General features: G+C 64.5%; 10 protein-coding genes. 5 read left to right on the forward strand and 5 right to left on the reverse strand.

What is annotated here, in order from left to right; genetic code table 11:
• Positions 1–77 precede the first annotated feature (77 nt).
• The 3 genes from CI805_RS02395 to CI805_RS02405 all read left to right on the forward strand — a co-directional run bounded on the left by CI805_RS02395 (position 78) and on the right by CI805_RS02405 (position 6,249).
• Entirely contained in the window at positions 78–2,984 is a 2,907-nt protein-coding gene (locus tag CI805_RS02395) for a TonB-dependent receptor (RefSeq protein ID WP_260925785.1), read from the forward strand.
• 270 nt (positions 2,985–3,254) lie between these two features.
• Positions 3,255–5,318, forward strand: coding sequence for an MGH1-like glycoside hydrolase domain-containing protein (locus CI805_RS02400; RefSeq protein WP_260925788.1), 2,064 nt, complete (start codon positions 3,255–3,257; stop codon positions 5,316–5,318).
• Between the two features lie 52 nt (positions 5,319–5,370).
• The gene (locus CI805_RS02405) at positions 5,371–6,249 is read left to right on the forward strand and encodes an EamA family transporter (protein ID WP_260925791.1); all 879 of its coding nucleotides are present in this window, start codon (positions 5,371–5,373) and stop codon (positions 6,247–6,249) included.
• Between the two features lies 1 nt (position 6,250).
• Here the strand turns inward: CI805_RS02405 and CI805_RS02410 are convergent, their stop codons facing one another.
• Genes CI805_RS02410 through CI805_RS02430 form a run of 5 tightly spaced genes read right to left on the reverse strand, consistent with a single transcriptional unit; the run spans position 6,251 to position 9,284 of the window.
• Positions 6,251–7,105, reverse strand: a complete 855-nt coding sequence (locus CI805_RS02410) for a sulfotransferase (RefSeq protein WP_260925793.1) — start codon at positions 7,103–7,105, stop codon at positions 6,251–6,253.
• The gene (locus tag CI805_RS02415; RefSeq protein WP_260925796.1) at positions 7,105–7,296 is read right to left on the reverse strand and encodes a hypothetical protein; all 192 of its coding nucleotides are present in this window, start codon (positions 7,294–7,296) and stop codon (positions 7,105–7,107) included. The genes CI805_RS02410 and CI805_RS02415 overlap by 1 nt, the downstream gene beginning before the upstream one ends.
• 13 nt (positions 7,297–7,309) lie before the next feature.
• Positions 7,310–7,705, reverse strand: coding sequence for a hypothetical protein (locus tag CI805_RS02420; protein WP_260925799.1), 396 nt, complete (start codon positions 7,703–7,705; stop codon positions 7,310–7,312).
• Positions 7,702–7,938: a hypothetical protein gene (locus CI805_RS02425; protein WP_260925801.1), complete on the reverse strand. Its 237-nt coding sequence runs from the start codon at positions 7,936–7,938 to the stop codon at positions 7,702–7,704. Before CI805_RS02425 ends, CI805_RS02420 begins: the two co-directional genes overlap by 4 nt.
• Positions 7,908–9,284 (reverse strand): arylsulfotransferase family protein, encoded by a 1,377-nt coding sequence (locus tag CI805_RS02430; RefSeq protein ID WP_260925803.1) that lies wholly within the window; start codon positions 9,282–9,284, stop codon positions 7,908–7,910. Before CI805_RS02430 ends, CI805_RS02425 begins: the two co-directional genes overlap by 31 nt.
• A 346-nt stretch (positions 9,285–9,630) precedes the next feature.
• Here CI805_RS02430 and CI805_RS02435 point away from each other — a divergent pair, with 346 nt between their 5' ends.
• Positions 9,631–10,116: a hypothetical protein gene (locus CI805_RS02435; RefSeq protein ID WP_260925818.1), complete on the forward strand. Its 486-nt coding sequence runs from the start codon at positions 9,631–9,633 to the stop codon at positions 10,114–10,116.
• Complete coding sequence (locus CI805_RS02440; RefSeq protein WP_260925820.1) at positions 10,113–11,450, forward strand: alpha-amylase family glycosyl hydrolase; 1,338 nt, start codon at positions 10,113–10,115, stop codon at positions 11,448–11,450. The genes CI805_RS02435 and CI805_RS02440 overlap by 4 nt, the downstream gene beginning before the upstream one ends.
• Positions 11,451–11,452: the final 2 nt, after the last annotated feature.

The following is an 11,452-nucleotide window of genomic DNA, read 5'->3' on the forward strand; positions in this document are numbered from 1 at the left end:
ACTCCGACAAATAATTAGCCGGAGTAATCACGAGGGGCATGGTATCGGCCAGCCCCAAAACTTGGGAGGGTTGGACCATGGCGCTCAAGCCATTTGCATTCTGCACCGCATCGGTCATTGCACTCAGCCTCGCGGGCGTTGCGCACGCGCAGGACACCGCCGCCGCACCGGCCAGTTCCGACACCGACGCTGCCGCCACCGGCAACGTTCAGGCGACCTCGGCACAGGCCGAACAGGCTGGCGAGATCATCGTCACCGGTGTGCGCGCCTCGATCGTCGGCGCGCTCAACGTGCGCAAGAACTCGATCCAGATCGTCGATTCGGTCGTTGCCGAGGACGTCGGCAAGCTGCCCGACAACAACGTCGTCGAAGCGCTCCAACGCGTGACCGGCATCCAGATCACCGACCGCGCCAGCGGCGAAGCGGCGACCGTCACCATCCGCGGCCTGCCCGATGCGGTGACGACGATGAACGGCCGCAACATCTTCACCTCGACCGGTCAGAGCTTCGCACTGCAGGACATCTCGGCGAACCTCGTCAAGCAGGTCGACGTCTACAAGACCCGCTCGGCAGACCAGCTCGAAACCGGCCTTGCCGGACAGATCGACGTCAAGACCCGCCGCCCGTTCGATTTCAAGGGCCTCGCCATCTCGGGTCTCGTGCGCGGCATCTATGACGAGGTGGCCGACACCTACAACCCGAACGTCGCGCTGCTCGTCTCGGATCGCTGGGAAACCCCCATCGGCGATATCGGACTGCTGGTGAACGGCAGCTATGCCAAGACCAAGTACCGCACCGAAAGCGCCACGGCTGGCGCACTGGTGCCGTTCCTGACCGATGGCTCATTGCCCAGCTTCACGCCCAGCGCAAACTGTCAGAGCGCCCAGTGGGTAGCCTATGAGCGCATCCAGCCCACCGACTGCCGCGCCGTCACGGCCAGCAATCCGGGTGGCAGCATCTGGACGCCGGGTCTCGACGCGGGCCTTTCAACCGCGCCGGGCTCCACGCTCAATATCAACGGCCAGGACGTTCCCTACGTCCTGTCGCGCGACGCCGTGTTCCTCAACGATCTCTACGGCGAGCGCAAGCGGCCCTCGTTCAACGCAGCACTGCAGTGGGCCCCCAATTCCAGTTCGGTCTATACCGCCGAGGTGTTCTACACCGGCTTCCGGGGCAAGACCTACAACGACATGAGCTTCAGCTTCGTCGACTGGTGGGGCAACCCCGGCGCGATCGAGCTCTATCCGGACTCCAACATCGTCAAGTCGCGCACGGTTGGCGACGTCTACGGCTTCAATTCGGCCGACGTCACCAAGACCAAGACCGACAGCTGGGTCTACGGTTTGAACGGCCAGTGGGACGTGGGCGGCGGCCAGGGCAAGATCACCGCCGATCTCGCCTACCAGACCAGCACGGTCAGCTCCACGTTCATCGCCATGCGCACCGACCGCGTGGCGGACGAGATCAACGTCGATTTCAATGCTGGCGGCGGCATCCCCTCGTGGCACTTCAACGACGATTCGCTGCTGACTCAGGCCAGCACCTGGAACGTGGCGCAACTTTACGACAACGCCAACCGCGACAAGGGCAGCGCGCTGACCGGCACGCTTGACGGCTATTATGGCTGGGACGAGGGCTTCCTGCGTCGCATCAAGGCAGGCCTGCGCGTCGATGACCGTAAGGCCGCCAGCTACATGCGTACCGGCGATGCCAACGCTCCGCTGACCGCCACCAACCTGTCGGGCCTGCCCGAAGAGGCCTATTTCACCAACTCGGGCTTCTACAAGGGCGAAGGCGATGTGCCGCGCAGCTGGATCAACGTGGACAGCAACTGGCTCTACAAGAACGCCGACATGGTGCGTGGTCTCTATGGCCTGCCCACCTCGGACAGCCTTGTCCTGAACAAGACCTTCAACATCGAGGAAATCACGATGTCGGCTTACCTGCTGGCCGACGCGCAGCTGACGATCTTCGGTCGTCCGCTCGATCTCGAAGCCGGTGTACGCTACGTCGATATCGATACCGACTACGACTTCTACGACCGTTACAACGGCTATGCCCACACCGGCGTGTCGCGCGGGTCGAGCAAGTTCCTGCCCAGCTTCACGGCGCGCTATGAGATCATGCCGAACCTGCGCCTGCGCTTCAATTACGGCGAGACGCTGCGTCGTCCGAACTTCGGCGACGTGAACCCGACCTATTCGCTCACCGGCGACCTCACCAACGTAGGCTACGGCAGCGGTTCGGCAGGTACGGCAAACCTGCAGCCCACGCATTCGAAGAACTACGACGTGGCGCTGGAATGGTACTTCGGCCGCAACAGCGCGCTTACCGTCACCGGCTTCAAGCGTGACATCTCCGGGCTGGTGGTGCCGATCGTCTCCTACGAGTACATCCCGAACAACGGCATCGAGGCCGGCGCGACGGACTACTTCTCGATCACCCGTCCGGCCAACGCGTCGAGCGGCTGGCTCAAGGGTGTTGAAGTGGGTCTCACCTACTTCCCGACCTATCTGCCCGGCCTGCTCAATGGTCTTGGTTTCCAGGGCAGCGCCACGGTTCTCGATTCGGATCAGACGATTCCGGAAAGCTTCGACGAGAACGGCAACGTGACGGCCTACACGCACTCGCAGTTCTTCAACGTCTCGAAGTTCTCGTACAACGCGACGCTGGCCTACGATCACGGTCCGATCAGCGCCCGCCTTTCGTATGTCTGGCGCAAGGGCTTCCTGCACAACAACGAGGCGCGCCTGTTCGCGAACCCGATCGGCGTGTGGTATCGCTCGACCGGCAACCTTGACTTCCAGCTGACGTATAATGTCATCAAGGACGTCGCGATCACCTTCGATGCGGTGAACCTGACCAAGACCAAGCAGCAGAGCTACTACAAGTTTGGCGATGCGGGCAGCCAGGACACCACCAACCTCGGCAACACGCTGGTCCCGCGCACCTTCGCCATCGGCGCCCGCTTCACGTTCCAGTGATGGACTGGCCAGCAGCCGGCCACACTTGAAAACGACAGTTTATTTGTCGGAGTGAAATACAATCAGGCACTTGATCGCCTAGACATGACCCCGCCGCCTCCCCACCGTAAGGATGGGATGGTGGCACCGGCGGCCGCTCTCGCTTCGGGTATCGACTGTGTCGACCTGGGGCCCGGACGAGAGCGGCCGCTGCCCTGTTTTAAGATGCCCTGTTCGAGAGAGAGGAGGCGCGGCCTCGCCAGCGCGCTCCGCCTGCAAGGAGAGACGCCGATGATCCGCCCTACCCTGGCCCTGCTGCTGGCCGGTTCCGCGCTGATCGGCGCATTCTCCTCGCTTCCTGCCGATGCCGCAAAGACGGTGGCAGCGCGCGCGACTACCACGGCGCCCGGTCTCGATATCCCGCAGATTGCTCGCGAGCGCTTCGGCAACGACGCCGCCTGGTACGTGAACCGTATCCCCTTCTTCGAATCCGCCGACCCGAAAATCGACGCGGTCTATTACTATCGCTGGCAGATCTATCGCGCCCATCAGCGCGATCTGGGCGAGAAGGGCTACGTCACCACCGAGTTCGCCGACGATGTGCCCTGGCAGCGCGATCCTTACGCCAGCCTCAACGATGCCAGCGGCTTCCACATCACCGAAGGCCGTTGGCTGCGCGACCGCCGCTTCGTGAGCAACTACGTCGATTTCATGTACGAGGGCGGCAACGACCGGCACTTCTCGGATTATATGGCCGATTCGGTCTGGCAGAAGTACCTCGTCGATGGCGACAAGGCGGCTGTCACGCAGCACCTTGCCGTGATGCGCCACATTCAAGGGCTCTGGGAGGATCACTACGACTGGTCCAAGCGGCTCTACTGGGTCGAGCCACTGCTTGATGCGACCGAATATACCGTCTCCTCGATCGATGCCTCGGGCGGCAAGGACGGCTTTACCGGTGGGCAGGCGTTCCGCCCCTCGATCAACAGCTACATGGCCGCCAATGCCCGCGCGATCGCCCATATCGCGGCACTCGCGGGAAAGCCTGCGCTGGAGCAGCAATACGACGCCGAGGCCAAGGGCCTTGCCGCGCGCATGAATGCAGACCTGTGGAACCCACGGCTTGGCCACTACACCGACCGGTTTCAGGTGGACAACGCACACGTCCATTACTGGGACTTCATCCGTAACCGCGAACTGGTCGGCTATCTGCCGTGGATGTTCGACCTCGCGCCCGACGATGCTACCCACGCCGCCGCCTGGAGCCATCTGCTCGACGCGAAATCGCTGGCGGGCGAACACGGCATGCGCACGGCAGAAGCCAGTTACGAATACTACATGCGCCAGTACCGCTATGAAGGCACCGCGCGTGAGTGCCAGTGGAACGGCCCGGTCTGGCCCTATCAGACGACGCAGGTTCTGGAGGGCATGATCAATCTGCTCGACCACTATCATGACCATGGCCCGGTCACGCGCAGCACGTTCATGGACCTGCTGCGTCAGTACACTGCGCTCCACTATCAGGGCGACCGGCTGGATCTGGAGGAGGACTATGATCCGGCCACCGGCAAGCCCATCGTCGGCCTCGCGCGCAGCCATCACTACTTCCACTCCGGCTACAACGACCTGATCCTGTCCGGCCTTGTCGGCATCCGCCCGCGCGCCGACAATGTGCTGGAGGTGAACCCGCTGCTGCCCGATGCCACTGATCCGCAGGCCCTCGGCTGGTTCCGGGTGGTCGATGTACCCTATCACGGCCATCTGGTGGGCGTGACCTGGGATGCCGACGGCAGGCGCTATGGCCGCAAGGGGCTGACCGTGACCGTGGATGGGCGCGAGGTCGCGCACCGCGATGCACTGGCCCGAATCGAAGTCCCGCTCGCCCGCAAGGCCGCGCCGCCGGTGACGGGCGAGATCGACCGCGCCGTGCAACTGGTGCGCGGCCAGTATCCTCTCGCCAGCGCATCGAGCGGCACCGAGCCTGAGAACCTGCACGATGCCATCGACGGGCGACTCTGGTTCTTCCCCGAACTGCCCAATGGCTGGAACTCCGCCCCCGGCACCGCGCCACAGTGGTACGCGGTGGACTTCGGCAAGCCGGTCACGCTTTCGGCTGCCGAACTCGCCTTCTTCGACGATGGCAAGGGCTATGCCGTGCCTGCCGATGCGTCGCTGGAGTATCGCGATGCCAGGGACGGCGCCTGGCACCCGCTCGGCAAAGCGAACCCGCTGGCGAACGGCGTCACGCGCGTGACTTTCCCGGCCCGCACCGTCACCCAGATCCGCGTGACGATGACCCCGACGAACGGCAAGGCCATCCGCCTCGCCGAGTTCAAGGCACTGTCCGAACGCTGACGCCTGAAATCTTCATATCCCGCTGCCCGCTTCGCCTGTAAGCGGGGCGGCAATGACTGACCCGGCCTGCCCTGATATCTCCCATACCCGTGCCACGATGATCGGGGCGGGCGCGATCATGCTCTCGCTGACCGCGCAGAATGCCGGGGCGGCCTTTGCCAAGCATCTGTTCCCGACCATCGGTGCTTTCGGTGCGACCGGCCTTCGCGCTCTGCTCGCCCTGATCGTGCTGATGGCGCTACGCCGTCCCTGGCGACGCCCGCCACCACGCGCGATCCTGCCTGCGCTGCTCGGCTACGGCGTGATGCTGGGCGGCATGAACGTGCTGATCTATCAGGCTATCGCCCGGCTTCCCATCGGCATCGCCGTGGGGCTCGAAGTGCTCGGCCCGCTCGCCGTGGTTCTGAGCCGCTCGCGTTCGATCCGTGACGTGCTGTGGCTGATCGCGGCGGGCGGCGGCCTTATATTGCTGCTGCCCCTGCGCACCGATGCCCGTCTCGATCCTCTGGGCGTCCTGTTCGCGCTGGGCGCGGCGACCTCGTGGGCGCTCTACATCGTCTTCGGCAAGCGCGTATCGAGCACGTTGCGCGGCGATGCTGTGGCTTGGGGCATGGTGGTCGCCACGCTGATGGCCATGCCCCCCGCGCTGGCGACCGCAGGCCCGCTGCTGTTCACGCCGTGGATTCTCACCGTCGCGCTCGGCGTTGCCGTACTGTCGAGCGCCGTGCCCTATTCGCTGGAGATCGAGGCGCTGCACCGCCTGCCCGCGCATGTCGTGGGCATTCTGCTGTCGACCGCGCCTGCCGTTGCCGCGCTGGTCGGCTTCGTCGTGCTGGGCGAAGTGCTGCGCCCCCTGCAATGGCTGGCAATCGCGCTCATCATGGCGGGCTCGGCAGGCAGCGCCATCACCAGCGCGCGCCGCAGCGGCTGAATCAGACCACCCACTCGCGCATATCGGCATAGAGCGCGCAGGCACGGGCCAACCGCGCCGGATCAAACAGCAGATCGACCGGCACCGTGCTCGCCGAGAAATCAGGCCGTCCCGTTTCGAGTCCCAGCCGCTGCGCAATGCCCTGCCACACCGCCGGATCGCTGCAGAGATCCTCATAGCAGACGAAGACCATCTGCCCGCTCGCCTGTTCGACCAGGGCCGTGTGGACTCTCATCCATATCTCCAGCCAATAGTCGGGCTGATCGGGCGTCAGATCTTCGGGCAGTCGATCCCCAAAGCGGAAAGGACGGTGCCCACTGCCGAACTCGCGGTGGACCAGCCAGTCCATGTAACGACGCACGAAAGGATTCTCGGCCTGCATCGCGGTAAAGTGCCGGTGCTGGCGCCACAGCGAGGCGGCGTGGCTGGCGGGATCGCGGAAAGGAATGACCACACTGGCGCGCGGAAACGCCTCTATCAGGACCGGCAGTCGCAGGACATTGTTGTTGTTCTTCGACAGGTAGCGGTGCTGCCCCTCGCCGCCCGAAGCGATCACGGCCGCGACGTAAGCCCGGAACCGTTCGATCGTGCGCTGCTCAACCCGGTGGGGGACCAGCGCATCGCGGCGAATGTAGTCGCTGCCGCACTCCATGCGCCAGAACACCTCATCCAGCGCTTCAGGGCTGTCCACACCAGTCAGGATACGGTCGCCGTGGGCCCGCTCGCGCGGCGCTGCATCGACCTGCTCCTGCCGCCAGCGCGCCGATACTTTCGCCCACAGATTGGGCGCCAGCGGGAACGGCATATCGCGATAGGTCAGCGACCGGAAAGCGCCGCCCTGATGGATCGCGCGCATCAGCACCGTCGTCCCGCGCGGGCAAGGCCAGTCACGAAGACATGTTCGCCCAGTTGCGCGCGCTTCGCCTTTTCCGCACCGCCCGACAGCTTCTGGTCAAGATCGAAGGTCAGTTCGGCCAGCGCCGGAACGCCCAGCGCCATGCGGTGAAGCAGGCGATCGGCAAGGCTGTAATCGGCACCGGGGTTCACGCAGCGCTATCCTTCATCGCGAGACGTACTTGCGGACAAGCAGGTAGAGACTGGAGACGGCGAGCGCGAAAAGCAGCCCGATGCCGCTCTCCAGCCGCATGGTCAGGCCGGGATGCAACCGCTCGCCTGCCAGCAGCAGCAGCGAGATGAGCGCTGCGAACAACACGAACCAGCCCGCCAGAACCAGCGTGGAGGCGCCCATCCGGCGCGCGTAGACCGGCGCCATGCGCTCTTTCCAGTGCTCGGAAATCCGACGCGAGAGCAGCATCTTTCCGGCCGCGCGCCCGTGCCCGGCCATACCCATCGTCACCGACAGGATCGGCAGGCGGGAGAACACCTCGCTCGCCACGCAGCACAACCCTGCCGCGATCAGCCAGGCCGTTGCATCAATCGCCGCCAACGCGCTCACTCGGCCGCGCCGCGAATCCGCGAAAGCGCGCCGCGCACCCGGCGATAACCGCGCTTGAGCGGATACCACACCAGCGAGACGAGACTAAGGAACACCGTGCCGATCACACCGAACACCACGCCGATGGCGCCCAGCCCCGATCCCGGTCCGACGTAGGCCTGCGCCGGGCTGGCCATCAGCGACGCTGCGAGAACGCCGAGAACTACGAAGCGGAAGAAGATTTCGCGGGACATGACAGCACCTTGTGCAAAGTGGGAGAATCGGTCGGGAACCAGCGGGCTTCGGAGACCACGAAGTTCTGGCCCGGCTGTTCGGGATCGTGGACCAGCATCTCCATCGCGATGCGGCCTTGCGCATCGGTCTCGAAGATGCGGCCCTGCTCGGAGCTGGTGATCAGCATCCCGCCATCGGGCAGGCTCTGGTGCTTGCCGCGAATGCGCGAATAGAAATCGAGCGGTCCCCCCGCCAGCGCCACCGCATAGTTGTGATCGCTGTCGGGATTACGCGGATCGAAGCGGACGATGCGGGTCGACTGGCGACCGTTCTGGTTGTCGAACACGGTGATCGTGCCATCGGGCTCCCAGTCCGGATCGTGCTGGCGCAAGGTCACGTCATTGGCGTGCCATTTCACTTTCAGCGTCGCCGGATCGACCACCATCACCAGATTGAGCGAGCGCATGCTGACCAGCAGATCGCCCGCGCGGAACTCGGGGAAAGCCTTGGCATAGGCAGCGGGCAACGGCTCGGCATCGTTGGTGTGAAACGCATCGTGATAATAGCGACCGGCATCGCCGCGCGGGTTCTGTCCCAGCGCGTTATCGTCGACCCGGCGCATCTCGAGCACGGTGAGATCGGGGTTAGCCTTGCGGATCGCATCCACCGTGATGTCGCGCACGGTATGCCCGGAGGCGAGATCGATCTTGCGAATATCGTCCTCCGCGCCGATGCTCCAGGCAAAGCGGTTGTCATCGGTCGGGTTGATCGCGTGGGTCAGGCGCTCGTCTCCGATCCACATGGACTGGCCGCAGGCATTGAAACGCACTGGCAGCAACTGGCTATCGAAGCCGAGCACCATCGAACCGTCGGGCAAAACCGCAAAGCCGTGCGGGAACGGTGCCTGTCCTACCGAAAGATGGCGCTCGACCAGCATCGCACCCTCGATCGGCCAAACCCGCTCGATCGCCATCTGCGGCGAGATCGCCAACACGGCGTAGCCCGGCCTGCCCTGCATCTCGAAAATCCCCACTAGCAGTCGCCAGCCGGGCAACGGCGTGGGTCCGGCAAGATCGCGGCGCATGACCAAACCATCGATCCCGTGGCCCGTATGGTCTGGCACGGGCAGGTAGTCATGCTTGCCGGCGAAGGCATCGGGCGTCAGCGATTCATCGAAGGGGTTGCGAACCAGATCTCCGATCGTGTCGGCGGCGAAGCCCGGCGCCTTGGCCAGAACCTTGAGCGCTGGCGCGCCCATGCCATCGGGGTTCTCCACCGCCCAGCGACCGCCTGCGGCGCACAAGCTGGCACAGCACAAGGCAAGCAGACCGGTACGGGCATGCAATAGTAAACGCGATGCGCTCATCGCTGGGATGCCTGCATCGGCAGAATAAAATCGTTGAAAATATTACTTCCATACGGAAGTAATTCCTCCGGTGATTGTAAATACCGGGGGGCAAGCCCATCGATGCACTTCCATCGGGGCGAGGAAAATCCTGAGTTCTGGCACACCATCTTCGCCAAGCTGGCGCAGGGGTGTAGCCCTCGGATTTCGAGCTTGTAGCAAATTGTCACGCAATCCACGCGTTTCGTCACACATGCGGCGCCCGTTTGTCCATTCGCCCGCGGCACCGGGAACGGCAGAGCATTTCGCGCATTCCGGCGACATCGGGATTCGATGATCCGCACCGAATTCAAGCGAGGCCGCCATCATGACCGTCTCCATTGCCCCTGCCGATTTTACGATTGCTGCGGTTGGCGCCCGGTGGGGTGCTCATCCCGTCGACGCTCTCGCTACTACCGAGAGCCGCTGGCGCTTTGGCCTGTGGGCACCGGATATCGCCGAAGCGGCGCTTCTCCTCGGAGGCGCGACCATCCCGGCGGAACCGGCAGGCGACGGGTGGTGGCAGGTGGAAACCCAAGCCGATCCCGGCATGTCCTATCTCTGGCGCCTCGATGGACGTGATCGGCCCGATCCCGCCGCGCGCGTACAGGCAGGCGACGTTCACGGCCCAAGTCTTCTGACAGACTTTCGCGCCTTGTCAGCCGCGTCAGCCGCGTCAGCCGCCGATCGCGACTGGCAGGGCATCGCCTGGGGCAATGCCGTAATCTACGAGCTTCATCTCGGCACGTTCACCCCCACTGGTACGCTGGCTGCTGCGATCCGTGAGCTTCCGCGCCTGAAATCGCTGGGGTGACGCTGATAGAACTCATGCCGCTGGCCCAGTTCGACGGAACGCGAGGCTGGGGCTACGACGGGGTGCTGCCCTGGTGCCTGCACAATGTCTATGGTACGCCGCAGGACTTGCGCGATTTTGTCGCCACCGCCCATGCGCTGGGCATCGGCGTGCTGCTCGACGTGGTACACAACCACCTTGGTCCGTCCGGCAATTACCTCGCCGAATGGTGCCCCTCGTTCTTCCACACCGGACGCCGATCGGCTTGGGGCGAAGGGATCGCCTGGGAAGTGCCCGCCGTGCGCGAATACTTCCTTGGCAGTGCGCTGGCCTGGCTGGAAGACTACCTGCTCGACGGCCTGCGGCTCGATGCCGTCCACGCCATCGACGATCGCAGCGAGGTGCATTTCCTCGATGAACTGGGCACCCGCATCAAGGCACGCGACTGGGGCCGCCCCATCCACCTCGTCACCGAAGACGAGCGCAACAAGGCACGCTATTTCACGCCCGAGGCGCCGTTCGACGGCACCTGGAACGATGACTGGCATCACGCCGTCCATTGCCTGCTGACGGGCGAGGCCGAAAGCTACTACGCCCCCTTCGCCGTCGATCCGCTCGCCGATATCGAGACGGCCCTACGCGACGGCTATGTCGAGCAGGGCCAGCCCCGCACCGCCTCGCCTGCCTCCCATGCTCGCGGCGAGCCGAGCGCGCATCTGCCACGCACCGCCTTCGTCAATTTCCTCGGCAATCACGATCAGGTCGGCAACCGCGCGAAAGGCGAACGCCTGCACCATCTGGTAACGGACCGACATGCCCTGCGCGTGATGACCGCGCTGACACTGCTCGCCCCCTTCACGCCGATGCTGTTCATGGGCGACGAGTTTCTCACCGATGCGCCTTTCCAGTTCTTCTGCGATTTCTCCGGCGACCTGGCCGAAGCGGTGCGCAAGGGCCGCGCGGAAGAGTTCGCGCTGTTCGCCTCGTTCGGCGGCGACGTGCCGGACCCGCTCGATCCGGCGACGTTCGCCGCATCGCGCATCGGCTTTCCGCGCAGCGACGCCCAGCACGCGCACGAAGCGTTCGTAACGCGCCTGCTCGCCTTGCGTGCCGCGCACGTGGCGCCGTTGCTCCATGCAAATCCTATGCCCGCCTGCGATGTCGACCGGGAAGGCACGGTAATCGATGCCTTGTGGGATTTTGTCCCCGGTCGCCTCGCACTGCGCGCCCGACTGGGCGAAGCCAGCGCGAACGATGCCTTCGCACCACACGACCATGCCCTGCTCGTTCTCGAAAGCGCCGACAGTCCCTTCGCGCTCTCCTTCACCGCGATCTCGCGCCCGTTAGCGGAGTGATA

This window comes from Novosphingobium sp. 9, assembly GCF_025340265.1.
In the GTDB taxonomy this organism is placed as follows: Bacteria; Pseudomonadota; Alphaproteobacteria; order Sphingomonadales; family Sphingomonadaceae; genus Novosphingobium.

Excerpts from the sequence above, each read along its gene's own strand:
- CI805_RS02400 (WP_260925788.1), top strand. The coding sequence starts at position 3,255 with ATGATCCGCCCTACCCTGGCCCTGCTGCTGGCCGGTTCCGCGCTGATC.
- CI805_RS02410 (WP_260925793.1), bottom strand. The coding sequence starts at position 7,105 with ATGCGCGCGATCCATCAGGGCGGCGCTTTCCGGTCGCTGACCTATCGC.
- CI805_RS02395 (WP_260925785.1), top strand. The coding sequence starts at position 78 with ATGGCGCTCAAGCCATTTGCATTCTGCACCGCATCGGTCATTGCACTC.
- CI805_RS02425 (WP_260925801.1), bottom strand. The coding sequence starts at position 7,938 with ATGTCCCGCGAAATCTTCTTCCGCTTCGTAGTTCTCGGCGTTCTCGCA.
- CI805_RS02430 (WP_260925803.1), bottom strand. The coding sequence starts at position 9,284 with ATGAGCGCATCGCGTTTACTATTGCATGCCCGTACCGGTCTGCTTGCC.
- CI805_RS02405 (WP_260925791.1), top strand. The coding sequence starts at position 5,371 with ATGACTGACCCGGCCTGCCCTGATATCTCCCATACCCGTGCCACGATG.
- CI805_RS02435 (WP_260925818.1), top strand. The coding sequence starts at position 9,631 with ATGACCGTCTCCATTGCCCCTGCCGATTTTACGATTGCTGCGGTTGGC.